The 24,433-nt window shown below is 73.3% G+C and carries 19 protein-coding genes and 3 pseudogenes; 13 read left to right on the top strand and 9 right to left on the bottom strand.

Annotated features, from left to right (window positions below):
• The first annotated feature begins 275 nt into the window (after positions 1–275).
• Both ACIP4X_RS05445 and ACIP4X_RS05440 read left to right on the top strand, forming a co-directional pair.
• Positions 276–461: a hypothetical protein gene (locus ACIP4X_RS05445; protein WP_358730887.1), complete on the top strand. Its 186-nt coding sequence runs from the start codon at positions 276–278 to the stop codon at positions 459–461.
• A gap of 17 nt (positions 462–478) precedes the next feature.
• On the top strand, positions 479–1,669 hold the full coding sequence (locus tag ACIP4X_RS05440; protein ID WP_391454262.1) for a glycosyltransferase 87 family protein: 1,191 nt from the start codon (positions 479–481) through the stop codon (positions 1,667–1,669).
• On the opposite strand, the gene ACIP4X_RS05435 is transcribed toward ACIP4X_RS05440, so the two are convergent.
• On the bottom strand, positions 1,624–3,270 hold the full coding sequence (locus ACIP4X_RS05435; RefSeq protein WP_401346764.1) for a DNA repair helicase XPB: 1,647 nt from the start codon (positions 3,268–3,270) through the stop codon (positions 1,624–1,626). The two genes, ACIP4X_RS05440 and ACIP4X_RS05435, sit on opposite strands and share 46 nt — an antisense overlap.
• 329 nt (positions 3,271–3,599) lie before the next feature.
• On the opposite strand from ACIP4X_RS05435, the gene ACIP4X_RS05430 reads away from it, so the two are divergent.
• The gene (locus ACIP4X_RS05430; RefSeq protein ID WP_391454257.1) at positions 3,600–4,253 is read left to right on the top strand and encodes a GPP34 family phosphoprotein; all 654 of its coding nucleotides are present in this window, start codon (positions 3,600–3,602) and stop codon (positions 4,251–4,253) included.
• A 22-nt stretch (positions 4,254–4,275) separates the two neighbouring features.
• On the opposite strand, the gene ACIP4X_RS05425 is transcribed toward ACIP4X_RS05430, so the two are convergent.
• Positions 4,276–6,939: a helicase C-terminal domain-containing protein gene (locus tag ACIP4X_RS05425; RefSeq protein ID WP_358730893.1), complete on the bottom strand. Its 2,664-nt coding sequence runs from the start codon at positions 6,937–6,939 to the stop codon at positions 4,276–4,278.
• 118 nt (positions 6,940–7,057) lie between these two features.
• Between ACIP4X_RS05425 and ACIP4X_RS05420 the strand changes: the two genes are divergently transcribed.
• Positions 7,058–8,041 (top strand): hypothetical protein, encoded by a 984-nt coding sequence (locus tag ACIP4X_RS05420; protein ID WP_401346760.1) that lies wholly within the window; start codon positions 7,058–7,060, stop codon positions 8,039–8,041.
• Between the two features lie 58 nt (positions 8,042–8,099).
• The gene (locus tag ACIP4X_RS05415; protein ID WP_401346757.1) at positions 8,100–8,747 is read left to right on the top strand and encodes an HAD family hydrolase; all 648 of its coding nucleotides are present in this window, start codon (positions 8,100–8,102) and stop codon (positions 8,745–8,747) included.
• Here the strand turns inward: ACIP4X_RS05415 and ACIP4X_RS05410 are convergent.
• Positions 8,723–8,977, bottom strand: coding sequence for a hypothetical protein (locus ACIP4X_RS05410; protein ID WP_358730899.1), 255 nt, complete (start codon positions 8,975–8,977; stop codon positions 8,723–8,725). The genes ACIP4X_RS05415 and ACIP4X_RS05410 overlap by 25 nt on opposite strands.
• A 346-nt stretch (positions 8,978–9,323) precedes the next feature.
• Between ACIP4X_RS05410 and ACIP4X_RS05405 the strand changes: the two genes are divergently transcribed.
• Positions 9,324–9,707, top strand: a complete 384-nt coding sequence (locus tag ACIP4X_RS05405) for a cold-shock protein (RefSeq protein ID WP_358731011.1) — start codon at positions 9,324–9,326, stop codon at positions 9,705–9,707.
• Between the two features lie 37 nt (positions 9,708–9,744).
• On the opposite strand, the gene ACIP4X_RS05400 is transcribed toward ACIP4X_RS05405, so the two are convergent.
• From ACIP4X_RS05400 to ACIP4X_RS05385, 4 genes are all read right to left on the bottom strand, one after another.
• Positions 9,745–10,599: a 1,4-dihydroxy-6-naphthoate synthase gene (locus ACIP4X_RS05400; protein WP_401346754.1), complete on the bottom strand. Its 855-nt coding sequence runs from the start codon at positions 10,597–10,599 to the stop codon at positions 9,745–9,747.
• Positions 10,589–11,353 carry a futalosine hydrolase gene (locus ACIP4X_RS05395; RefSeq protein WP_358730902.1) on the bottom strand — a complete coding sequence of 255 codons (765 nt, stop codon included), beginning with the start codon at positions 11,351–11,353 and terminating at the stop codon, positions 10,589–10,591. The genes ACIP4X_RS05400 and ACIP4X_RS05395 overlap by 11 nt, the downstream gene beginning before the upstream one ends.
• A complete protein-coding gene (locus tag ACIP4X_RS05390; RefSeq protein WP_358730904.1) occupies positions 11,323–11,796 on the bottom strand; it encodes a DUF2771 domain-containing protein in 474 nt (157 codons plus the stop codon). Before ACIP4X_RS05390 ends, ACIP4X_RS05395 begins: the two co-directional genes overlap by 31 nt.
• Positions 11,797–11,872: 76 nt before the next feature.
• On the bottom strand, positions 11,873–13,306 hold the full coding sequence (locus ACIP4X_RS05385; RefSeq protein ID WP_391454248.1) for an MFS transporter: 1,434 nt from the start codon (positions 13,304–13,306) through the stop codon (positions 11,873–11,875).
• A gap of 446 nt (positions 13,307–13,752) precedes the next feature.
• On the opposite strand from ACIP4X_RS05385, the gene ACIP4X_RS05380 reads away from it, so the two are divergent.
• The 3 genes and pseudogenes from ACIP4X_RS05380 to ACIP4X_RS05370 form a co-directional block, all read left to right on the top strand.
• Complete coding sequence (locus tag ACIP4X_RS05380) at positions 13,753–14,679, top strand: DUF3027 domain-containing protein (RefSeq protein ID WP_401346751.1); 927 nt, start codon at positions 13,753–13,755, stop codon at positions 14,677–14,679.
• Between the two features lie 104 nt (positions 14,680–14,783).
• Positions 14,784–17,915, top strand: coding sequence for a sacsin N-terminal ATP-binding-like domain-containing protein (locus ACIP4X_RS05375; protein ID WP_401346748.1), 3,132 nt, complete (start codon positions 14,784–14,786; stop codon positions 17,913–17,915).
• A gap of 39 nt (positions 17,916–17,954) precedes the next feature.
• Positions 17,955–18,215 (top strand): annotated as a pseudogene (locus tag ACIP4X_RS05370) (calcium-binding protein); the annotation flags it as partial.
• Between the two features lie 80 nt (positions 18,216–18,295).
• Here the strand turns inward: ACIP4X_RS05370 and ACIP4X_RS05365 are convergent.
• A complete protein-coding gene (locus tag ACIP4X_RS05365; protein WP_401346745.1) occupies positions 18,296–19,201 on the bottom strand; it encodes a hypothetical protein in 906 nt (301 codons plus the stop codon).
• A gap of 25 nt (positions 19,202–19,226) precedes the next feature.
• On the opposite strand from ACIP4X_RS05365, the pseudogene ACIP4X_RS05360 reads away from it, so the two are divergent.
• The 4 genes and pseudogenes from ACIP4X_RS05360 to ACIP4X_RS05345 form a co-directional block, all read left to right on the top strand.
• Positions 19,227–19,346: pseudogene (locus tag ACIP4X_RS05360) on the top strand (IS200/IS605 family transposase); the annotation flags it as partial.
• A 226-nt stretch (positions 19,347–19,572) separates the two neighbouring features.
• Positions 19,573–19,788: pseudogene (locus ACIP4X_RS05355) on the top strand (calcium-binding protein); the annotation flags it as partial.
• A gap of 204 nt (positions 19,789–19,992) precedes the next feature.
• Entirely contained in the window at positions 19,993–20,775 is a 783-nt protein-coding gene (locus ACIP4X_RS05350; protein ID WP_358730911.1) for a DUF5707 domain-containing protein, read from the top strand.
• A gap of 242 nt (positions 20,776–21,017) precedes the next feature.
• The gene (locus ACIP4X_RS05345; RefSeq protein ID WP_358730913.1) at positions 21,018–21,950 is read left to right on the top strand and encodes a hypothetical protein; all 933 of its coding nucleotides are present in this window, start codon (positions 21,018–21,020) and stop codon (positions 21,948–21,950) included.
• A 25-nt stretch (positions 21,951–21,975) separates the two neighbouring features.
• Here the strand turns inward: ACIP4X_RS05345 and ACIP4X_RS05340 are convergent, their stop codons facing one another.
• The gene (locus tag ACIP4X_RS05340; protein WP_391454244.1) at positions 21,976–24,372 is read right to left on the bottom strand and encodes an HAD-IC family P-type ATPase; all 2,397 of its coding nucleotides are present in this window, start codon (positions 24,370–24,372) and stop codon (positions 21,976–21,978) included.
• Positions 24,373–24,433: the final 61 nt, after the last annotated feature.

The raw sequence follows: 24,433 nt of genomic DNA, 5'->3' as shown, positions 1-24,433 counted from the left end.
GGGATCTGCCGTCCGGTTTCCGTCCGGACGGCGGCACTCCGGGAGAGGAGGCGGGCAAGAGGGTGGATTCTAGGACGCGGGGCCGGGCGGGGGCCAGCCGGTTTTCCCCCCGGGTTCGCCTGCCGTGCCCGCCCGGGTGCCGTGATCGCCTTCCCCTAGGGGAAGGCGTCCGCCCGGCGCAGGGGTCGCGGTCCCCCCGGAGGGGTACGCGGGGGAGGGAAGAGCCGGTCCGCAGGCCGATGCCGGACCGGTGTCCGCGGATCCACCATGGAGACATGAGCGCAGCAACCATCCACCCCGCTCCCGCCGCCCGCCCGGCCGGCGCCACGGCTGTCCAGGACGGCCCCCGTCAGCACGTCCTGGGTGACGCCCTGCACGCCGTCAAGGTGTTCGCGGGTGCCCTGTTCGACGTGGTCGTCCTCGGCGAATACGGCGAGGAGGCGGGCGTACGCCGCAAGTGAGCAACTAGGGTCGGTTCGTGACAGCACGGAAGGTGACTATCCGCTCACCCGCAGCACCCGCCCTGGCCCTTCTCGTCGTCTCCTTCGCCGCCCTCGCGGCCCTGTTCGCGGTGCAGCGGGTGCAGATGGCCGACGCGGTGGTCTACCAGGCCGAGGGCGCGGCGGTCGTCCACGGCCGTGACCTCTACGGCTTCACGGTCACGCAGGGCCGGCTGCCCGCCACCTATCCGCCGTTCGCGGCCCTGCTGTTCGTGCCGACGGTGTGGCTTCCCGCCGCGGCCCTGAGAGCGGCGTTCTTCGCGGGCAACGCGCTCCTGCTCGCCTGGCTCGTCCACCTCTCCGCGCGGCTCGCCGGCCGCCGGGCCGGACTCCCGCTGCTGTGCGCCGCGACGGCGCTCGCCGTCTGGCTCGAACCGGTCTTCCAGACCTTCGTGTACGGGCAGATCAACCTCGCGATCGCCTGCCTGGTCCTGTGGGACCTGACCCGACCGCCAGGAGCCCGCGGCAAGGGCCTGCTGATCGGCGTCGCGACCGGCATCAAGCTCACCCCGGGCCTGTTCATCGTGTACCTGCTGCTGCGGGGGCGGCGCCGCGAGGCGGCCGCGGCGCTGGCCGCGTTCGCCGGGACGGTCGCCGTCGGGGTGCTCGTCCTGCCCGCGGCCGGCGTCGACTACTGGACGCGCCGGCTGTTCGAGACCGGCCGGGTGGGCAAGCCGTGGATCATCGCCAACCAGTCGCTCCAGGGCCTGGTCGCGCGGCTGCTGGGCGAGCCGTCGCCCGGCCTCGCCTGGATCCTGCCCGCCGTCGCGGTGGCCGTCGCCGGGCTGTGGCTCGCGTGCCGGGTGCGGCGGGAGCGCTGGGGCGTGCTGCTGACCGCCCTGACCGCGCTGCTGGTCTCACCGATCAGCTGGTCCCACCACTGGGTGTGGTGCGTCCCGCTGATCGCCGTGCTCCTGGCCGAGGGCCGCCGCGGCTGGGCGGCGCTCACTGTGGCCGTGTTCACGGCCCGCACCCTGTGGACGGTCCCCAACAAGGGCGTGGAGCTGCGCCTGTCCTGGTGGCAGCAGCCCCTGGCCTCGCCCTATCCCCTGCTGGGTCTCGTGCTGCTCGGGGCGGTGGCGCTGGCGTACCGCAGACAGTGGTCCGGCCGGACGCGGACGGGTCAGCCCTCCTCCGCCAGCAGTTCGTCGGCGTCCATGATCCGGTAGGCGTAGCCCTGTTCGGCCAGGAACCGCTGGCGGTGGGCGGCGAAGTCCTGGTCGATGGTGTCGCGGGCGACCACCGAGTAGAAGTGGGCCTGGTGGCCGTCGGCCTTCGGGCGCAGCACCCGCCCGAGGCGCTGGGCCTCCTCCTGGCGGGAGCCGAACGTGCCCGAGACCTGGATGGCGACCGTGGCCTCCGGCAGGTCGATGGAGAAGTTCGCCACCTTGGAGACCACCAGCACGCTGATCTCGCCCTCGCGGAAGGCGTCGAAGAGCTTCTCGCGCTGCGCGTTGGACGTCTCGCCCTTGATCACCGGCGCGTCCAGGTGCTCGCCCAGTTCGTCGAGCTGGTCGATGTACTGGCCGATGACCAGGATCTGCTGGCCCGCGAAGCGGCGGACGATCGCCTCCGTGACCTTCCGCTTGGTCGCGGTGGTCGCGCAGAAGCGGTACTTCTCCTCCGTCTCGGCCGTCGCGTACGCCAGCCGTTCGGAGTCGGTCAGGTTGACCCGGACCTCGACGCAGTCCGCGGGCGCGATGTGGCCCTGCGCCTCGATCTCCTTCCACGGCGCGTCGAACCGCTTCGGGCCGATCAGGGAGAACACGTCCGACTCGCGGCCGTCCTCGCGCACCAGGGTCGCGGTCAGTCCCAGCCGCCGCCGGGCCTGGAGGTCCGCGGTGAACTTGAAGACCGGCGCGGGCAGCAGGTGCACCTCGTCGTAGACGATCAGCCCCCAGTCGCGGGAGTCGAACAGCTCCAGGTGGGGGTAGATGCCCTTCCGCCGGGTCGTCAGCACCTGGTAGGTGGCGATGGTGACCGGGCGGACCTCCTTCCTGGTGCCGCTGTACTCCCCGATCTCGTCCTCGGTCAGCGAGGTCCGCTTCACCAGCTCGTGCTTCCACTGCCGGGCCGAGACGGTGTTCGTGACGAGGATCAGCGTCGTGGACTTCGCCTGCGCCATCGAACCGGCGCCGACCAGGGTCTTGCCGGCCCCGCAGGGCAGGACGACGACGCCGCTGCCGCCGTGCCAGAAGTTCTCCACGGCCTGCTTCTGGTAGGGCCGCAGCGCCCAGCCGTCCTCGCGCAGCTCGATCGGATGCGCCTCGCCGTCGACGTACCCGGCGAGGTCCTCGGCGGGCCAGCCCAGCTTCAGCAGGGTCTGCTTGATCTGCCCGCGCTCGGAGGGGTGCACGGCCACGGTGTCCGGGTCGATGCGGGCGCCGACCAGCGGGGCGATCCGCTTGGACTTCAGCACCTCCTCCAGGACCGGCCGGTCGGTGGTGGTCAGGACCAGTCCGTGCGCCGGGTGCTTGCTGAGGGTCAGGCGCCCGTAGCGGTCCATCGTCTCGGCGATGTCGACGAGCAGCGCGTGCGGCACCGGGTAGCGGCTGTACTGCACGAGGGCGTCGACGACCTGCTCGGCGTCGTGCCCGGCGGCGCGCGCGTTCCACAGGCCGAGCGGGGTGACCCGGTAGGTGTGGATGTGCTCGGGCGCCCGCTCCAGCTCGGCGAACGGCGCGATGGCCCGGCGGCAGTCACCGGCCTGCTCGTGGTCGACTTCGAGAAGCAGGGTCTTGTCCGACTGGACGATCAGGGGACCATTCACGCGCAGCGCCCTTTCCGTTGGTCAAACGTCCAGTGTGCCCTACTCGTGGTGCCTCGCGCCGCTCCCGCGGCCCGCCGGAGCCCGCCACGGGCCACGGCGCCGCGCGGCCCGCCGCCCGGCCCGCTTTTGCCGAGGACCGGGTGGCGCGGGAGGCGCGGGAAATCCGCGGGTACGGCTCCCTCCGTGTGCCCCGGGGGGCGGGGATTCCTCCCGGGGCTCCTGGGAGGAAGTGGGCCGACGCGCGTGCTCTGAGAGGCTGCCGGCGACGACCGGCCGGTCGGAACCGGAACGTGCGCATGGACCGTGGCGGCAAGGGAGAGGGAGGTCCGATGGACGCTGGACTGACGGTGGGCGAGCGGATCGTGCTGCTCGGACTGGACGAGGAGGACGGCACCCCGCGCGAGCAACTCCGCGTCGGTTGCGCCGTCGCGGCGGTGCCCCTGCTGCAACTCGTGCTGTCGGGGCGGGCCGTGGAGCGCGACGGCGGGCTCGTCGTCACGGAGCAGGCCCCGCCCGATGAGCCGCTGGCGGCGGCCACGGCCGAGCAGATGCGGCAGCACCCCGAGGCGAAGCCCCAGGCGTGGCTGCTGGCCGTGCGCGACCAGGCGCTCACCGCCGCCTACGAGGGCCTGCCGGCCAAGGGAGTGGTCCGCCAGGAGGGCCGCAAGGTGCTCGACGTCTTCGGCTCGCACCGGTACCCGGCGACGGACCCCGCGGTGCCGGCGGCGCTGCGCGCCGAACTGTCCGCCGTGCTGCTGGACGGAGCGCGGCCGGCCCAGGCGACGGCGGAGCTGGTCCTCCTGCTGCACCGCGCGGGCCTGGACACCCTCGCCCTGCCGGGCACGGACCCGGCGAAGACCGCCCCGCGCGTCGAGGAGGTGGCCGCCACGCTGGGCTCCGCCGAGAAGGTGGGCGACGCGGTGTCCGCGGCCCTCGCCGCCATGACCGTCTTCCTCGCCTCGCTCCCGGGCCTGGCGGGCTGACCCCGGGCGCGGACGGAGAGGCTCAGGCGGAGTCGTCCGCCAGCTCGGCGACCCCGGTGACCCGGTGCAGGGGGTAGGTGCGGACCTCGTCCGCGGTGTGGTCGTACGCGGTGACGAAGCCGCCCTCGACACGGATCGGCGCGATGACGCGCTGGCTCGCGGTGCCCTCGGCGTTGACGTAGCCGATCCACAGGGACTCGCCGGTCAGGACGGCGGCCTGCATGGTGGCGAGGGTCTCGGCGGAGCCGGTGCGCGGCAGCTCGCCGTCCTCCCGCGTGGCCGCGGTCGGCTTGCGCGGGGCGGTCGAGGCCAGGTCACCGGCCCGGATCGCGCGGACCGCCGCGGACAGCAGCACGGCGTCCGGGGCGGGCGGGCCTTCCGGGACCGGGTCGGGAGCGGCGCGCGGCGGGGTGCGGTGGGAGTGCGCGCGGGTGATCAGCACGTCGCCCGCCGCGGACTCGGCGGCCGGGGCGTAGCCCAACGCGCGCAGGCCCTCCAGGAGCGCGGCCGGGTCGGCCTGCGCGGCCAGCACGGTCGGCGCGAGGCGGCGCAGGCCCAGCCCGGCGGACCGCTTGTCGGCGAGGATCTCGTTCAGCAGCGCGTCGTCGTCGCAGCGCACGTACGCCGAGGCCGCGCCGACCCGCAGATGGCCGTGCCGACGGGCCACGTCGTCGATCAGGTACGCCAGCGGCTGCGGCACCGGCGTACGGGAATGCGCGGCCAGGAAGGCGTGCAGGTCGGAGGCGGTGCGGCCGGCGTCCAGGGCACGGCGTACGGAGGCGGGGGTGAACCGGTAGACGGTCGCCCCGCCCTTGGACTCCACGTCCGCGAGCACGCCCAGCGTCTCGGCGAGCGGCCGCCGCAACGGCCCGGGCGCGACCGCGGTCAGATCCGCCTGGAGCAGCACGTGATCCAGCGGCTCGGGCAGAAGCGGAGCGAGAATCCGAGCCGCCTCGGCGACGGCGGCGGCCTGCTCGGCGGGGGAGCCGGGAGCCGTGGGGCAGACGGGCGGGACGGACACCACGGCGGGCGGGGACTGGGGTCCGGGGACGCCGGGAGCTGCCTCCGGGCGGTGCTGCTTGTGGACGGGCAGCTTGTCACCGGGGCTCGCGGGCGTGGCCCCGCCCGCCTCCGCGGCCGTCCTGGCGCGTGCGGCGGGACCGCGCCCGCCCTCGCCCGCCGGGGTCCCCCCTGGCGCGGGCGCCGACGCGCCCAGCAGCGCGCGGCCGTGGGCGGACAGGGCGCCACGGCCCGTGACACCGAGCAGTTCCGCCTCGGACAGCGTCCACCGGGCGAGGCGGCTGCGCAGGTCGTCCTCCTGCCGCGCCCCGCGCGGCGGGTGCTCCCAGCGCAGCCGGGCCGGCACCGACTCGGCGACCGGCGCGGTGCCCGGCGGCAGTTCCGCGAGCAGCGTGAGCACCCGGTGGCGTACCTCGGGCGCCGCCGAGCGGTCGAGGCCGGGGCCGAGCGCCGACAACGCCCGGTCCTTGGCGTCCCGTCCGCCGGCCAGCCCCGCGGTCCGCGTGGCCGCCAGCCAGGCCGACGCGAGGTGGGCCCAGCGTTCGGCCGCGGGCCGCTCCAGCCACTCGTCGTGCGCCGGGGTCGCCGCGTACCGCTCGTCGACCTCGCTGTCGGAGGCCAGCAGACCGGCCGCGTAGGCGAGTTCGACCCAGAAGGCGGCCACCGGCTCGGGCACGTCCAGGGCGACGGCGGTGCGCTTGAGGTCGCGCACGCTCAGGCCGCCCGCGCGCAGCACGTTCGGGCCGCCCTCGTCCCAGTCCCGCAGCAGCTCCTCCACCGTCGACAGGGCGGTGTACGCCTGCCCCGCCGCCGTCGCGTCCACCATCTGCGGAGAGTGGGTCGCGGCCGCCTCCACGGCCGGCGGCACCGGCTCGGGCGCGCGGTGGGCGCGGCCCCCGCGCAGGTGCAGCGCCGCCTCACGGGGCAGGACGACGGTCCCGGGCGCCGTGGGCAGCAGCAGCCCGCGGTCCAGCAGCAGCCGCAGACGCGGCGCCGGGTCGGGGGTGACCTGGCCGTAGGGCGGCCCCCAGACCAGGCGCTCCAGCACCTCCAGGGAGTCGGGCGGCAGTTCGGCGAGCAGCGCGGACATCCGGTCGCGGTCGGTGAACAGGTCGGTGAGCGAGGCGACGGCGGAGACGGAGTCGTGGGTCGAGGGCAGTCCGGCGGCCGTCACGATCTCCTGGATGCGCCCCGGCGACATGCCCGCCGTGGCCTCCCGCACGGTCGGTCCGAGCCCCGTCGGGGACGGGTGCTGCGGCGACGGCGCGAGCAGCTCGCGTGCGGTGCGCACCAGGCGGAGCTGGTCGTCGCCGCCCCAGACGAGGGCCTGCTCGCGCAGGGTGCCCAGGGCGCGGGGCAGCGCGGCCGCGACGACGGGGTCGCGGGCGTCGGAGGCCATCAGGCCGAGCAGTTCGTCGTACGTGGCCGGATCGCCGGCCACCGCGAGGGCCTGGGCCGTCTGCTGCGCGAACCGGTCGAGCCTCTCCAGGGCGCGGACCACGGAGGCGCGGGTCCCGGCACGGGTGGCGAGCTGGGTGAGGTCGGTCGGGACCGGGGTGATGAGATCGGGGCGGCTGCGCAGGAGCGCGGCCAGGGAGGCGTCGTCGCGCGCGCGGAGCGCTTCCGCGAGCGAACGCGGGGCCGCCGGTTTCTCATCGCTGCTCATCCGATTCACGGTACCGGGTGGGAGTCGCGCCCGGCCCAGTACGGCGGCACCGGGCACCGCGCGGGAGGCGGTAACGTCGTCCAACGGGGTCATCGGCCAGCCACCCCGGAGGGGCTTCGTGGGGATCGAGAGCGATCAGGTCGTCTACGAGTATCTGAGCCGCGTCGGGGACGTCGCTCACCAACGCCAGCTGTCCTCGGCCACCCGGATGCGCCTGGTCGCGGAGTTGCGCGACGAGATCGACCGGCGCCGCGCCAAGGCCGCCGTGGACAGTCCCGCCGCCGTGCGCCGCATCCTCGACGGGCTCGGCAGTCCCGACGACGTCGTCGCGGCCGCGGGCACCGGCCGCGGCGGACCGGGGGCGGCGGCACCGGCCGTGCCCGCGCAGCGTGCGCCGGAGGCGGACCAGGCACGTCCGAAGGGGCTGCGCAAGGTCGTACCCCGGCCGCGTCCGCCGCGGACGGACCCCGTGGCGTCCGACGGCCCCTCCCCGCCGCACCTGGCGACCGCCGACGAGCTCGGCGGCCCGGCGAGCGGCCCCGAGTGGTGGGGCATGGGGCAGGGCACGCCGGCGATGGCCGACGAGGTACCCGGCTTCATGGGCGGGGTGGAGATCCCCGAGCTGCTCAAGCCCCCGCCGGCGAAGGAGGAGTCCGCGCAGGCGGAACCCGCGTCCGGGGCGGCCGGCGCCGCGGAACCGGTGGAGGCGGCCGAGCCGGACGCGCCCGCCGGACGCCGGCGTTTCGCGCTGCCCCCGTTGCTGACGGGCCGGAGCAATCCGCTGCTGCTGCTCGCGGCCGGACTGCTGGTGGTCGGCGCGGTCCTGGGCAACTGGTACGCCCTGCTGCTCGGTTGGATCATCGCCTACGCCTCCCGCAGGCTGACCCCGGCGGAGTCCAAGTGGGCCGTCGCCGGCATGCCCGGCCTGGCGCTCGCCTCCTGGGCGGTCTGGCTGTGGGGCCGTACCGACGACCGCTGGGGCACCCCGATCACCGAGGGCCACATGAACGACGCGGTCGCCCAGACCTGGCCGTGGGTGGTCCGGGCCGCGGCCGTGCTGTCGGCACTGTTCCTGGTGTGGCGCTCGCAGCGCCGGAAGTAGGTGTACGTCACACGGGCCGGAGGTCTCGCGGCCGTGCCCCCTGGGCACAATGGCCCCTATGACCTCCCGCCCGCCGACCGTCGGTTTCGACCTCGACATGACCCTCATCGACTCCCGCCCCGGCATCCGCGCCTGCTACCTGGAGCTCTCCGCGCGGACGGGGACGTACATCGACGCCGATCTGGCGGTCACCCGGCTCGGCCCGCCGCTCGCGGAGGAACTGGTCAACTGGTTCCCGGCCGAGCGGGTGGAGGCAGCCGGGGCCCTGTACCGGGAGCTGTACCCGGCGATCGCCGTCTCCGCCACGCCCGCGCTGACCGGCGCCCGCGAGGCGATCGAGGCCGTGCGCGGCTCCGGCGGGCGGGCGATCGTGGTCACCGCCAAGTACGAGCCGAACGCCAAGCTGCACCTGGAGCACCTGGGTATCGAGCCGGACGCGGTGATCGGCGACCTGTGGGCCGAGCGGAAGGCCGAGGCGCTGCGCGAGTACGGCGCCCGGGTGTACGTCGGCGACCACGTCGGGGACGTGCGGGGTGCCCGGGCGGCCGGCGCCCTGTCGGTGGCGGTGGCCACCGGACCGTGCGACGAGGAGGAACTGCGGGCGGCGGGCGCGGACGTCGTGCTCCCGGATCTGACCGCTTTCCCGGACTGGCTCTCGGCCGGTGGCGCGCTGTTCAGCCGTCAACGGGAGTCGCCGCGCGCCTGACGGCGGCCCGCCGCGATCGACCGGAGCACGCCCGCACCGGCGATCAGGAAGCCGACGCCCATGAGCATGCTCAGCCCGAACATGTAGGTCGGGAAGGGCTTCGCGCCGAGGAACAGCGGCGCCAGCGTCACCGCGGTGGCCACCGCGCCGACGAAGAAGACGATGGCACCCGCACGGACCAGCCGGTCACCGGCCTGGGGTTCGGATGGGGTTCGGTTTCGGTCACGCACCCCACCAGGATAGGTCCTGGTCCCGGTCCCGCCCTTCGCCTCCCGTCCCCGGGATCCGGGAACGGGAGTCCACCGTCCGGTGCGCCCACCGTCCCGGTGTCGTCACTCTCCGCGAATTCGGGTTGCCGCGGCCGCCCCCTCATGTGCTGAGATATCCCCTGCCTCCCTCACCCGGGAGCGGGCGCGCGTACGTCGATCGGCCAGGTTCGGCCGACTGGAGTGGGCGGGCTCGACGGCGGGTAAAGAGCTGGGGAGGCTTCGGGACAACGGCAGGCACGAGCGAGCGCTAGATAGCCTGACCTGCGGCAACTGTGGTTCGGCTGACCGGTGAGATGGGGTGCGTGCTTTGCCTACCGGCAAGGTCAAATGGTTCAACGCTGAGAAGGGCTTCGGCTTCCTCTCCCGCGACGACGGCGGCGACGTGTTCGTCCATTCCTCGGTGCTCCCGGGCGGAGTGGACACGCTCAAGCCGGGGCAGCGGGTGGAGTTCGGGGTGGTCGCCGGTCAGCGTGGTGACCAGGCCCTCTCCGTGACGCTCCTGGATCCGACCCCCTCGGTCGCCGCCGCCCAGCGCAAGAAGCCGGACGAGCTGGCGTCCATCGTGCAGGACCTGACCACCCTCCTGGAGGGGGTCGCGCAGACCCTGGAGCGCGGCCGCTACCCCGACAGGTCGTCCGGCAAGAACGTCGCCGGGCTGCTGCGCGCGGTCGCCGACCAGCTGGACGTATGACCCGTCGGGGCCGGGCAGGGCCAACAGGCCCGCAGCCCTAGGGAAAAGCGAGCGCGTCCGGGCCGAGGGGCGGTACGAGCCCCTCGGCCGCGGCGCGCGTGAGCAGCCCGCGGACCGCCGCGTAGCCGTCCTCGCCGAGGCCGGCGGTGAACTCGTTGACGTACAGCCCGATGTGCTGGTCGGCGACGGCCGGGTCCATCTCCTGGGCGTGCTCCATGACGTACGGCCGGGAGGCCTCCGGGTCGTCCCAGGCGGCGCGCACCGACGCCCGGATCGAGTCGGCGAGCCCCGTCAGCGTCCGCTCGCCCAGCGACCGCCGGGCGATGATCGCGCCGAGCGGGATCGGCAGCCCCGTGGTGCGCTCCCAGTGCTCGCCCATGTCGGCGAGCTTGTGCAGGCCGTAGTCGCCGTAGGTGAAACGCGCCTCGTGGATCACCAGACCGGCGTCGACCTTCCCGTCCCGCACGGCCGGCATGATCTCGTGGAACGGCATGACCACGATCTCGCCCACCCCGGCGGGGACGACCTCCGCGGCCCACAGGCGGAACAGCAGGTACGCCGTCGACTTCTCGCTCGGCACCGCGACCGTGCGGCCCGTCAGGTCGGTGTCCGGCTCGTTGGTGAGCACCAGGGGCCCGCAGCCCCGGCCCAGCGCGCCGCCGCACGGCAGCAGCGCGTACTCGCCGAGGACGTACGGCAGCACCGCGTAGGACACCTTCAGCACGTCCAGCTCGCCGCGCTCGGCCATGCCGTTGGTGACGTCGATGTCCGCGAAGGTGACGTCGAGCGCGGGCGCGCCGGGGACGCGGCCGTGGGCGAGCGCGTCGAAGACGAACGTGTCGTTGGGGCAGGGGGAGTAGGCGATCCGCAGTCGGCTGTTGTCAGGGCTCATGTGGGTTCCAACTCGTGAGGACGGGCGCCAGCTTCCCGAAGCCCTCGGTCAGGGCGGTCAGGGCGTCGCCGATGCGCCAGGCGGCGCGGTCGCGCGGGCCGACGGGGTTGGAGACCGCGCGCACCTCGAGGACCGGGACGCGGTGCGCGGCGGCCGCCTCGGCGACTCCGAACCCCTCCATGGCCTCGGCCAGGGCGCCGGGATGGCGGGCGCGCAGGGCGTCGGCGCGGGCGGCGGTGCCGGTCACCGTGGAGACGGTCAGCACCGTGCCGGTACGGGCCTGGGCGGCGGCCGCGATCGCCCGTACGAGCGCTTCGGGCGGACGGTGGGTGACGGTGCCGAAGCCGAGTTCGGTCACCGGCAGGAATCCCTCGCCGGTCTCGGCGCCCAGGTCGGCGGCGGTGATCTCGTCGGCGACGACGAGCGAGCCGACCGGCGCGTGGGGCGCGAAGCCGCCGGCGATACCGGCCGAGACGACGAGGCCGTAGGGGGCGCCGCCGAGCGCGGCGGCGGTCAGGGCGGAGGCGGTCGTCGCGGCGGCGAGGGCGGGACCGACACCGGCGGCGACCAGGTCGACGGCGGGCGGCCCGGGGAGCCGGTGCAGGGTCGCGCCGGGCAGCGCCGGCAGCGGCTCCTCACGCACGGGCCCGGCGAACGCCCGTGCCACCGCGTCCCGTTCGACGGGGACGGCGGTGGTGACGAGGACGCGCGGCGAGGACGTGGTCAGGAGTCCTTGGTCAGCTTGAAGGACCACAGACCCCGCACGTCCTTCTCGCCCTCCTTGATGGAGACCAGCGTCGTCTTGCCGCTGGCGCCGTACTGGGCGTTGAAGAAGACGCTGCCCGGGATGGTGCGGTAGGTCTTGTTGCTGGAGTCGGTCAGCGGCTGACCGTTCATCAGGATCGTCCAGCCCGTGTCCGCGATCTTCGGATCGACGCCGAAGCGGACGGTCTCGTCCGGGTCGACCTTGATCGTCTCGATGTCCTTGGACTTGAGGCACTTGGCCAGGTCGGCGGTCTTGAGCGCGTTGCCGTCGTTGTAGCAGTTGGCTTCCGAGCTCACCGAGGAGCTGCCGACGGTGAGCGTGGCCAGCGGGGTCGGCTTGGAACAGGCCGACAGCGCGAGCAGTCCGGCGGAAACGGCGCCGGCAGCGGCGACGGCGCGGCGGCGTCGCACGGCGGATTGCAGCGTGGTCATGGCCGAAGGCTATCGGGCGCGCCCGGCCCCCCGCCCACGCGGGGGTACGACGTGCCGTACGCCCTGGTACGGCGCCTCACGCCACCCGGGGCCGCGTGGCGCCCCCGTGCCGCGCCGAGGTCAGCAGACCGCGGACGGTGGGCAGCCAGCCGGCGGCCACGAGCCCGGCGCCCACCGACAGGCCCAGCACGCCGTTGAGCGGCAGCACGATGCCGATCGCGCCGCCGAGCACCCAGGCCACCTGGAGCAGGGTCTCGGAGCGGGCGAACGCCGAGGTCCGCACCGGTTCGGGCACGTCCCGCTGGATCAGCGCGTCCAGGGACAGCTTGGCCAGCGCCTGCCCGAAGCCGGCGATCGCGGCCAGGCAGGCCACCAGGAACGCGCCGAAGAAGACCGCGGCCGTGACCGCCGCGCCCAGGACGATGGCGACGACGGTCACGATGATGATCTCGGGCGCGCGCGATCTCAGCCAGGCCCCGACCGCCGTGCCCAGGGCGTTGCCCGCGCCCGCCGCGACGCCCACGATGCCGAGCGAGACCGCCGCGCTCTCGCCGGTCAGCGGGTGCTCGCGGAGCAGGAAGGCGAGAAAGAAGATCAGGAATCCGGACAGGCAGCGCAGGGCGGCGTTCGCGGCCAGGGCGTGGGTGACGGCCGTGCCGACGGTGCGCAGGCCGGGGCGCTTGAGCGGCTTGCGGCGCGGGCCGCGCAGATGCTGCTCGTCCGCGGCGAGCAGCGCCCGGTCCTCGCCCTTGGCCGAGTCGACCTTCGGGGGCAGGGCGAACGACAGGAACGTTCCCGCGACGAAGATCACGAAGGCGCCGTAGAGCGGCCAGCGCGCGTCGAGGGTCTGGAGGCCCGCGCCGACGGGGGCGGCCAGGCCGGTGGCGAGCAGCCCGCCGAGGGTGACCCGCGAGTTCGCCTTGACCAGCGAGAACCGGGGCGGCAGCAGCCGGGGTACGACGGCGCTCCTGACCACGCCGTACGCCTTCGAGGCGACCAGCACGCCGAGCGCGGCCGGGTACAGCTCCAGGCCGCCGCTGGCGGCGGCGCCCGCGATGATCAGCGCGAGCAGCGCGCGGGCCAGCATCGCGGCGGCCATCGCGGCGCGGCGGCCGTGCGGGAGGCGGTCGAGGAGGGGGCCGATCACGGGCGCGAGGAGCGTGAAGGGCGCCATGGTGATGGCGAGGTACAGCGCGACCCGGCCGCGGGCCTCGTCGGTGGGGACGGAGAAGAAGACGGTGGAGGCGAGCGCCACGGTGATCATGACGTCGCCGGCGCCGTTCACCGCGTGCAGTTCGATCAGCCGGCCGAGCCCGGACTCGCCGGCGCCGTGGGCGTTGGTCGCCCTGCGGATGCCGCGGACCGTTCCGGTCACGGGCAGATACAGGGCACGCCCGACGGCGCGGACGGACCCGCCGAACCGGCCCGAACCGCTGCCCCGGCTGCTCCCCTTGACCCCCTTGTCCCCACCGACGCCGGTGGTTCCCGGGGGCGTCCTCGCGGCTGCCACCCCGTCATACTGCCCCGGAAACGGCACCGGTAGCGCCATGGCGGCGCGGATGCGACCAACGAGACACCCCGAACCCACCCGCCCGGCCCCGACACACCCGGCGGCGCTCGCGGCGGCGGGACCGCCCGGCTCCCGGCGGGTCCGCGTTCGCCGCGGTGGGTTCTCGGCGGGGCCGGGGGCGCCGGCGGCGGTGGGAAAGTTCCGGTGCGGCGCGGTGAAGACAACGTCGGTGTAGGCCGAGCGGCGACGAGAAGGTAGCGTGCGTAGCGCGCCGTGGCGAACGTTCTCGACCGCGCGCCTTACGGGCATACCGCAGAATGGATGACGTAGGTGCGCCCGAGTGCGATCGGGCGCGGACGTCGACGCGGTCCCAGGGTCCGCTCCGTCCGCCCCGCCGCCTTCAGGCCGGCGCACCCGAAAGACGGCGTAGGAGAGAAGCGATACCTGTGAGCGCAGCGACCACGCGAAGCCGCACCCCCGACCGCCTGTGCGCCGAGGCGGTCGACCTCGCCCGGGCCGCAGCCGAGGAGGCGGCCGCGCCCGGTGTCGTCGGCGAGCACGCGGGAGTGCTCTCCGAGGGCGACCGGGTCGTCACGCACTTCTTCGAGTGCAAGGAGTTCGGCTACCGGGGCTGGCGCTGGGCCGTCACCGTGGCCCGCGCCTCACGCGCCAAGATCGTCACCCTGGACGAGGTCGTCCTGCTGCCCGGCCCGGACGCGCTGCTCGCCCCCGAGTGGGTGCCGTGGAGCGAGCGCCTGCGCCCGGGCGACATGGGCCCCGGCGACCTGCTGCCCACCGACGCCGAGGACCTCCGCCTGGAACCCGGCTACTCCGGCGAGGACGAGCCCGCGCCGAGCGCCGCCGTCTCCGTGGAGATGGCCGACCTGGCGGAGGCGGAGGACGCCGACGTCACGGCGGGCCCGCCGAGCAGCCTGCTCACCGTCCCGTCCCGCGGCTCGATCTCCGCGGTCGCCGAGGAACTGGGCATGCGCCGCGCCCGGGTCCTGTCCCGCTACGGCCTGCACGTCGCCGCCGACCGCTGGGAGGAGGGCTTCGGCGCGAAGACCCCGATGGCCCAGGCGGCCCCGGCGGCCTGCGTGAGCTGCGGCTTCCTGGTGCCGATCGGCGGTTCGCTCGGCCAGGCCTTCGGCGTGTGCGCGAACGAGTTCTCCCCGGCCGACGGCCACGTGGTCTCCCTGACGTACGGCTGCGGCGGGCACTCCGAGGCCGCGGTGATGCCGAAGCCCCCGCAGCCGCCCCCGCCGGTGATCGACGAGACGCGCGTGGACCCGTTCCCGCTGCGTCCGGCCCAGGACTCCGGCTCGGTTCCGGTGACCGGGGACGACGAGACCGCCGAGCTGGGGCACTCCTAGGGCCCGGCCCGCGACCGGCCTGGACCGGTCCGTCCGTCCGCCGGGCGAACGGCCTCTCCCGCGCGCGGTACCTTCGTCGTCGCACGCCGATGAGGAGAGTGAACGTGAGCATGTTGGTGCAGCCGTCCGCCGGAGGCGATCCGTTCGGGACCGCGCGCCTGCGCCGCGGCGTGCTGGACGCCTGGGCCACCAGCCCGGCCCGGTTCCGCGAGGACGCCAACGCGGAGGAGGACCTCGTCCTCGGCGGCTACCGTGACCGGCTCGTCGTCGAGCTGGCGCAGAACGCCGCCGACGCCGCCGCCCGCGCGGACGTGCCCGGCCGGCTGCGGCTCACCCTGCGCGACGGCGTGCTGCTCGCCGCCAACACCGGCGCCCCGCTCGACGCGGCCGGTGTGGAGTCGCTGTCCACGCTCCGGGCGTCCGCCAAGCGCGACGACTCCCGCGACCGCGCCGTCGGCCGCTTCGGCGTCGGCTTCGCCGCCGTCCTCGCCGTCACCGACGAGCCCGCCGTCGTCGGCCGGCACGGCGGTGTCCGGTGGTCGCTGGCCGAGGCCCGCGCGCTCGCCGAGGAGACCGCGCGGCACAGCCCCGGCCTCGGCGACGAGATCCGCCGCCGCGAAGGGCACGTACCGCTGCTGCGGCTGCCGTTCGCCGCCGAGGGCACCGCGCCCGACCCCTACGACACGGTCGTCATCCTGCGCCTGCGCGACGCGGCCGCCGCCGACCTCGCCGAACGCCTCCTGCACGCCGTCGACGACGCCCTGCTCCTCGCCCTGCCCGGGCTCGAGGAGGTCGTGGTCGAGATCGGCGACGCCGCACCGCGCACCCTGCGCCGCCGCGCCGAGGGCGCCCTGACCGTCGTGGAGGACACCTCCGAGGGCACGACCCGCTGGCGCACCGCGGGCGCGCACGGCCCGCTCACGCCCGAACTCCTCGCCGACCGGCCGGTGGAGGAGCGCCTGCGCCCGCACTGGTCGGTCACCTGGGCCGTCCCCGTCGACGCCGACGGCACCCCGGCCCGCCCCCGCACCAGCCCCGTCGTCCACGCGCCCACCCCCAGCGACGAACCCCTCGGCGTGCCGGCCCTGCTCATCGCCTCGTTCCCGCTGGACAGCACCCGACGCCACACCGCGCCCGGCCCGCTCACCGACTTCCTCGTGCAGCGCGCGGCCGACGCCTACGCCGAACTCCTCGCCGGCTGGCGGCCGGTGGGCGAGGGCGTCATCAACCTCGTGCCGGGCCCCCTGGGCAAGGGCGAACTGGACGGCGCGCTGCGCCAGGCCGTCCTCGACCGGCTGCCGCGCACCTCCTTCCTGCCGCCCGCGGCCGTGCCCGCCGCCCATCAGGACGACGACTCCGACCTGCCCGAATCCCTCCGTCCCCGGGACGCCGAGGTGGTCGAGGGCGCCGGCGCCGACACCGTGCGCGTCCTCGCCGAGGTGCTGCCCACCCTGCTGCCCGCCGGACTCGAACGGCGCGTGGAACTGCGCACGCTGGGCGTGGCCCGCCTGCCGCTGACCGACGCCGTCGACCGGCTGGCCGGCCTGGAGAAGGAGCCCGGCTGGTGGCGGCGGCTGTACGACAGCCTCGCGGGCGTCGACCCCGACCGGCTCTCCGGGCTGCCCGTGCCGCTGGCCGACAGCCGTACCACCATCGGGCCCCGGCAGGTCCTGCTGCCCGTCGCCGGCGCCGCCCTCACCGACCCGGAGCTGCTGGCCCGGCTCGGTCTGAAGGTCGCCCACCCGGACGCCGTCCACCCCCTCCTGGAGAAGCTCGGCGCCCTGCCCGCGACGCCGCGTGCCGTGCTCACCACCCCGCAGGTGCGGGCCGCCGTCGCCGCCTCCCTCGACGAGGACACCGGCGGATGGGACGAGGACACCCCGGACGCCGAGGAACTCGCCGACACCGTCCTCGCGTTGGTCCGGGACGCCGGACTCGAACCCGGCGACGAGCCCTGGCTGGGCGCGCTCGCGCTGCCCGACGAGGACGGCGAACTCGCCCCGGCCGGCGAACTCGTCCTGCCCGGAAGCCCGTTCGCCCGCCTCATGCGCGAGGGCGAACTCCCGGCCGTGGACGCCGAACTGGCCGGGAAGTGGGGAGAGCAGCCGCTCGCCGCGTGCGGTGTGCTCGCCGACTTCGCCCTGGTGCGGGCCACGGACGTCGTCCTCGACCCGGACGAACTCGACCCGCGCGAAGGTGACTTCCCCGAACCGGACGACCCCGGGCTGCTCGACGCGGTCGACGTGTGGTGCGAGGACCTGCTCGACCGGTTCCCGGACACCCCCGTGCCGCCGGTCGCCACCGAGATCGTCGCCGTGCGCGACCTGGACCTCGTCGACGACGACCAGTGGCCCCTGGCGCTGGCGCTGCTGGCCCGGCCGCCGTTGCGGGACGCGCTCACCCAGCCGGTGCGGATCCTGCTGCCCGACGGCACCCACGAGATCGTCCGGCCGTACACCGCGTGGTGGCTGCGCGGGCACCCGGTGCTCGGCGGGCGCCGCCCGGCCGGTCTGCGCGCCGCCGGCTCCGACCCGCTGCTGCGGGGGCTGTACGAGGAGGCCGACGCCACCGGCTTCGACGACGAGCAGGTGCTGCGGGCGCTCGGCGTGCGTACGAGCGTCGCCGCGCTGCTCGAGGAGCCGGGCGGCGCCGCGGAGCTGCTGGAACGGCTCGCCGACCCCGAGCGTCCCGTGACGTCCGCCCAACTGCACGCCCTGTACGGCGCGCTGGCCGAACTCGACCCGGAACAGGTCACCCTGCCGGACGAGGTGCGGGCCGTGGTCGACGGCCGGGTGGAGGTCGTGGACGCCGCCGACGCCGTGGTGTGCGACTCCCCGGACCTGCTGCCGTTCACCGAGGGTGTCCCGCTGCTGCCCGTACGGCCCGCGCTGGCCGACGAGCTGGCCGAGCTGTTCCAGGTGCGGCGGCTGAGCGAGTCCGTCACCGGCGAGGTCGACTCCGAGGGCACCGAGCACGACGTGCCGGAGCCGGTACGGGTCCTGCTCGGAGCGCGTACCCCCCGCACCTACGTCGAGCACGAGGAACTGGTCGTCGACGGCACCGGGCTGGACTGGCGTCTCACCTCCGACGGCGTCCTGCACGCGGCCACCCTGGAGGGCGTGGCCGCCGGCCTCGCCTGGGCGTCGGGCCAGTGGCCGCGCCGCTTCGAGGTCGCGGCCCTCCTGGAGGACCCGTCCCGGACGGGGGAACTGGCACGGGATCGCTGGTTCGACTGAATCTGCATACCAAATAGCCCCTCTCTCGGGGGGCGTGTCAACGCCACCACCTCGACCTGCACCGGCTCGGTTAAGGTCGACCCGAAGGTCGACCACCTCAGCAACAGGAACGCCGGTCGCCGGTACGTCGACGCCTGGATCGACACCAACGACGGGGACTACGTCTGGAAGGAGAAGGCCGGATCCTTCCTCTTCCAGCGCGCCGCCAGGCCGACCACGAGCGCCACGCCCAAGCCGGTGAAGAAGGGCAAGACCATAACGGCCACGGGCGCGCTCACCCGGGCCAACTGGGAGACGGTCAACTTGACCCGGCCCTCTAGGACCGGGTTTGGAGGTAGCGCCCAACTGGCCGCGGGGTTGGCTCCTCCGTCCAGGCACCCCTATGGGGTGGCAGGGACGCGTGACTCACGCCCCGCATTCCACACGCTCTCGCCACGGGTGGCGATGTTGTGGGAAGCATTCCGGTCGGCGTGGGCAACGACCCGCACCCCCGGCAGATGAGAAGCCCCTGGTCGACACGGTTGCGCTTGTCGACGTAGCCGCACTCGGCGCACGTCTGCGACGCGGCGCTCGGCGGACTTGGTGCGCTTCTTCTGGAGCTTGGCCCGCAGGGCAAGCTGACGCTTGCGGTAGCGGTTGAGACCGCGCCCGGCGGCCTGGTAGCCGGTGGACGTGGTGGCGATGTTGACGATGCCGAGGTCCACGCCGATGAAGCCGTCCGGCTCGTACGTTTCGGCCTCTGGGACCTCGCAGGTGGCGGTCAGGTAGAAGACCCCGTCACGCTCGATCAGGTCTGCCTCGCCCTTGCGGTACTCGCGGAGCGTCTTGAGCGCGTCGGCGGAGCAGACGAAGCGGACGTCCTTGAGGCGCCCGGCAGTTGTCCAGATGGACACGGTCTGTGCGTCGTATTGCCAGCTCAAACACCGGTCGTCGTATGGCTGCGCGGCCTCGGGACGGAACGTGATCGGCTTCGACCCGGCCTTGATCCGGCGCTTCGACTTCGGCTTGCCGAGGTTTCCGGCACGGATGTTGGCGTGCAGCGTCGTGTACGCATCGCGCACCTTCTTGATCACGTGTTGCGCCGCCTGCGCCGCCTGCGCCCCGAGCCCTTCGGCCTTGAGACGTGGGTACGTGTACTTGCGCAGCTCGTACTCACGCGGCACACCATGGGCGAACGCCACCTCGGAGACCCGGCACGCCAGGTCGTTGACCGTGCACAGGGTCGCCGACAGCGCGGCGGCCTGGTCGGCCTCCGGCATCAGCTTCACCTGCGTCACGACCTTCATACCGGGCATCGTACTGAATTGATCTATGTCACCACGCTGGGAGCCAAACCCCAATATTCGTGGGGGACGCACGGTCGCCTATACCCTCCATGCCCACTTGGTCTTCATGCCCAAGTGCCGGCGCGGCCCGTTCACCGACGAGATCCTTACGCGCTGCGAAGAGATCATGCGGGCCGTGTGCGCCGACTTCGAAACCGAGCTGGTGCCTGCGGCGGCGAACCTCTGGCGATCATCAAGGAGTACATCGAGAACCAGAAGCGTCCCGGCTGAGGCCAACAGTGCGGACCCGTGCACCCGTGCGGGTCACCCCAATCTTGAGAAGCGCTTCCTCCCGGGCGTGAACGCCCAGGGTTCCGCGCTAGATCATGCTGAAGCACGGCGGCTACGCCTCCCAGCCGGTGAAGCTCCAGTTCCGCAGGAAGGGCTCCAGCACCTACACGACGCTGAAGACCGTCAAGACGGACTCCAAGGGCAAGCTGAAGACCACGACCAAGGCCACGGCCACCGGCGACTACCGCTACTCGTTCGCGGGGAACTCGACCACCTCGGCGGTCGACGCCAAGGCCGACCTCGTCAACGTCAAGTAGGCGGCACCGGCTCTGCCCCGGCGGCGGCCGGTCGCGGCCGCCGCCCGGGCGGGCACGGAAAATCCAGATTTCCGTGCAACCTTCTTCACGGGTCGGGGATCTGATCATGCGAGTCAGACAGACTCCACCTTCATTGGGCCCCGCGCCGAAGACGGACCGTGAGGAACGACCGGCGCCGGCCCCTTTCTCCACTTGGGGAAACGCATGCGTATACGAGCCACTGTGGCCGCCGTGTCCGGCGCCCTGGCCCTCTCCGCCCTCGCCGTGCCGGCCGCGCACGCCGACGAGGTCGAGGGAGACACCAAGATCTCCAATGTCGTCGTGAACGGCGGCAAGCCGGTCGTGGTCACCGCCACGGGCGCCAAGAACGTCACCGTCACCTTCACCGCCACGGACGACTCCGGCATCGACTTCGCGCAGCCGATCCTGTACCACGGTCCGAGCATCGAGAAGGCCGACAGCGGCGCGGTCGCCAACAGCGCTGACAACACCGCCAAGTGCACCAAGGTCAACGCCACGACGTCGAACTGCACGGCCACCTTCACCCTGAAGCCGCTGGAGAACCTCATCAACTCTGTCGCCGGCACCTGGAAGGTGTGGGCGATCGCCGCCGCCACGGACGGCGACTACGTCCAGAAGGACAACGCCAAGAGCTTCAGCGTCCAGCGCCTGTCCAAGCTGACCACGAGCGCCAAGCCGAAGCCGGTGAAGAAGGGCAAGACCGTCACCGTCACCGGGAAGCTGACGCGGGCCAACTGGGAGAGCGGCAAGTACTCGGGCTACAGCGGCCAGGCGGTGAAGCTGCAGTTCCGTAAGAAGGGCGCCACCACCTACACGACGCTGAAGACCGTCAAGTCGGACTCCACGGGCGCTCTCAAGACGACCGCGAAGGCCACCGTCGACGGCTACTACCGCTTCGTGTTCGCGGGCAACTCCACCACCCCGGCGGTCAACGCCGCGGGTGACCTGGTCAGTGTGAAGAAGTAACCCGCTCGCCGGGTGGCCGGCCCGGAGACTCCTCCGGGCCGGCGTCGGGGAGCGGGCGCCCAGGTGTGGCGGCCGGGCACTCACAGGCCGCTCACAGGAAATTCAGATTTCCGTGCAACCTTCTTCACGGGTCGGGGATCTGATCACGTGAGTCAGACAGACTTCACCTTCATTGGGCCCCGCGCCGAAGACGGACCGTGAGGAACGACCGGCGCCGGCCCCTTTCTCCACCTGGGGAACGCATGCGTATACGAGCCACCGTGGCCGCCGTGACCGGCGCCCTGGCCCTCTCCGCCCTCGCCGTGCCCGCCGCGCACGCCGCCGCTCCCTCCACCCACCGCGCGGACGCCGCGAAGGTCTTCCAGGCCGTCCACGCGCCGTCCACCGCCAAGGCCGGGATCAGGGCCAGCGTCGCCGGCGACGACGAGCTGCCGTACGACCTGGACGTCACCTTCTCCAACCTCAAGGTCGCCAAGGCGCTCAAGGTCGGCACCACCAACCGTGTGTCCACGACGGTCACTTACACCATGAAGTTCGGCGCCGACGTGGACGTGACCGCCGAGGACTTCTTCACCGAACCCCTCCTCTACAAGGGCTCCTTCGACAGGCCGCAGAACGTTCTCTTCGGCGAGGACCCGGCCACTTGCTCCCTCACCTCGGAGACCACGGCCAACTGCAAGAGCAAGATCGACATCTACCCGGCGGACGGCGACCTGGACAACTCCGACGCCGGTACCTGGCGGGCGGGCGCCGGTGCCTTCGCGCTCAACGGCCAGGACCCCATGTCGCGCGACTTCGACCTGAGCCAGGTCGGTTTCGCCGAGAAGGGCGGCCTCGGCACCACGCTGGTGCAGCGCAACTCCAAGCTGACCACGAGCGCCAAGCCCAAGCCGGTGAAGAAGGGCAAGACCGTCACCGTCACCGGGAAGCTGACCCGTGCCAACTGGGAGAGCGGCAAGTACTCGGCGTACAAGGGCCAGGCGGTGAAGCTCCAGTTCCGCAAGAAGGGCACCACCACCTACAAGACGCTGAAGACCGTCAAGACGAGCTCCACGGGCGCCCTCAAGACGACCACGAAGGCCACCGTCGACGGCTACTACCGCTTCGTCTTCGCGGGCAACTCCACCACTCCGGCGGTCAACGCCGCGGGTGACCTGGTCCGCGTGAAGAAGTAACCCACCCGGCTTCCCGGTCACCGCACTAGACGGAAAAGCGGCGGCCCGTCCATTTCCACAGGAACTCCAGGACGGCCGCCGCCACCACCGCGATGCCCACCGCGAGCCACGGCATCGTCGTCCCCTCCAGCCTCAGCGCGAAGAAGTCCTGGAACGCGGGCACCGCCAGGACGACGAGGAACGCCACGCCCATCGAGGCCACCAGCGCGATCCGCCACCAGGTGTACGGGCGGGCGACGATCGCCAGGACCCACATCGAGACCAGGAACAGCGTCAGCGTGGCCGCGCTGGTCTCCGCGTCCAGGGCGCCCGGCCCCGTGTAGTGGGCGCGGGCGACCAGATACGTCACGAAGGTCGCCACGGCGGCCACCGCCCCGCCCGGCACCGCGTAGCGCATGACCCGCCGTACGAAGTGGGGCCGGGCCCGTTCCGTGTTCGGGGCGAGGGCCAGGAAGAAGGCCGGCACGCCGATGGTGAGCGTGGACAGCAGGGTCAGATGCCGGGGCAGGAACGGGTACTCCACCTGCGCGCAGACCACCAGCACCGCCAGCAGCACCGAGTAGACCGTCTTCACCAGGAACAGGGTCGCGACCCGGGTGATGTTCCCGATCACCCGGCGCCCCTCCGCGACCACGGACGGCAGGACGGCGAAGCTGTTGTTCAGCAGCACGATCTGCGCGACCGCCCGGGTGGCCTCCGAGCCCGAGCCCATCGCCACGCCGATGTCCGCGTCCTTCAGCGCCAGTACGTCGTTCACCCCGTCGCCGGTCATCGCGACCGTGTGCCCGCGCGACTGGAGGGCGCCGACCATGTCCCGCTTCTGCTGCGGGGTGACCCGCCCGAACACCGTGCCCCCGGCCACCACCGCGGCCATCTCCTCCCGCCCGGCGGGCAGGGCGCGGGCGTCGACGGCGCTCCCGTCGAGGCCGACCTTCGCGGCGACCGCGCCCACGGACACCGCGTTGTCACCGGAGATGACCTTGGCGCGGACGTCCTGCTCGGCGAAGTAGCGGAGGGTCTCGGCGGCGTCGGGCCGCAGCCGCTGCTCCAGCACGACGAGCGCGGCCGGCCGCACGGTCCGGGCCACCTCCGGGTCGTCCAGGTCGCGGGCGGCGCGGGCGAGCAGCAGCACGCGCAGGCCCTGCTCGTTCAGCCGTCCGGTCTCGGCGAGCGCGGGGGCCTCGGCGGGCAGCAGCACGTCCGGGGCGCCCAGCAGCCACGTACTGGACTCGCCGTCGCCCTCGCTGAAGCTGGCGCCGCTGTACTTGCGCGCGGAGGAGAAGGGCAGCGACTCCACGCAGCGCCACTCCTCGCTGTCCGGGCAGGCGGCGATGATCGCCTGGAGGGAGGCGTTGGGGCGCGGGTCGGACTCGCCGAGCGCGCCGAGGACCTTGCGCACGTACGACTCGTCGTAGCCGTCCAGCGACCTCAGCTCGGTGACGTCCATGCCGCCCTCGGTGAGGGTGCCGGTCTTGTCCAGGCAGACGGTGTCGACGCGGGCGAGGCCCTCGATGGCGGGCAGCTCCTGCACGAGGCACTGCTTGCGGCCCAGCCGGATCACGCCGATGGCGAAGGCGACGGAGGTGAGCAGGACCAGTCCCTCGGGGACCATGGGGACGATGCCGCCGATGGTGCGGGCGACGGACTCCCTCAGGTCGTTGTTCTTCACCACGAGCTGGCTGATGACCAGGCCGATCGCGGTCGGGACCATCATCCAGGTCACGTACTTGAGGATGGTGGAGATGCCGGTGCGCAGCTCGGAGTGGACGAGCGTGAAGCGGGAGGCCTCCTCGGCGAGCTGGGCGGCGTAGGCGCCGCGGCCGACCCTGGTCGCCTGGAAGGCGCCGCCGCCGGCGACGACGAAGCTGCCGGACATCACATGGTCGCCGGGCCGTTTGACGACGGGGTCCGCCTCACCGGTGAGCAGCGACTCGTCGATCTCCAGACCGTCGGCCTCGGCGCAGGTCCCGTCGACGACGACCTTGTCGCCGGGACCGATCTCGATGAGGTCGCCGAGCACGATCTCGGAGGTGGCGATCTCGACCGCGGTGTCGTCGCGGCGCACCGTGGGGCGGGCCTCGCCTATGACCGCGAGCGAGTCGAGGGTCTTCTTCGCCCGCCACTCCTGGATGATGCCGATGCCGGTGTTGGCGATGATCACGAAGCCGAACAGGCTGTCCTGGATCGGGGCGACGAACAGGGTGATCAGCCACAGGACGCCGATGATCGCGTTGAACCGGGTGAAGACGTTGGCGCGGACGATGTCGGGCAGGGAGCGGCTGCTGCGCACCGGCACGTCGTTGATCTCGCCGCGGGCGATGCGCTCCGCGACCTCGGCGGAGGTGAGTCCGGTCGACCGGACCGCCTTCACGGGCACGGGGTGCACGGGGTCGAGTTCCGCGCCCGCGTCGATGTGCGTCATGCATTCGACGGTACGTGCGGTTGTGCGGCTTCACTCGTCGGGGAGGCGGAAGATCCGACCT

It is taken from the genome of Streptomyces sp. NPDC088817 (assembly GCF_044750345.1).
GTDB lineage: Bacteria > Actinomycetota > Actinomycetes > Streptomycetales > Streptomycetaceae > Streptomyces.
This window is presented reverse-complemented; position numbering and strand designations above follow the sequence as displayed.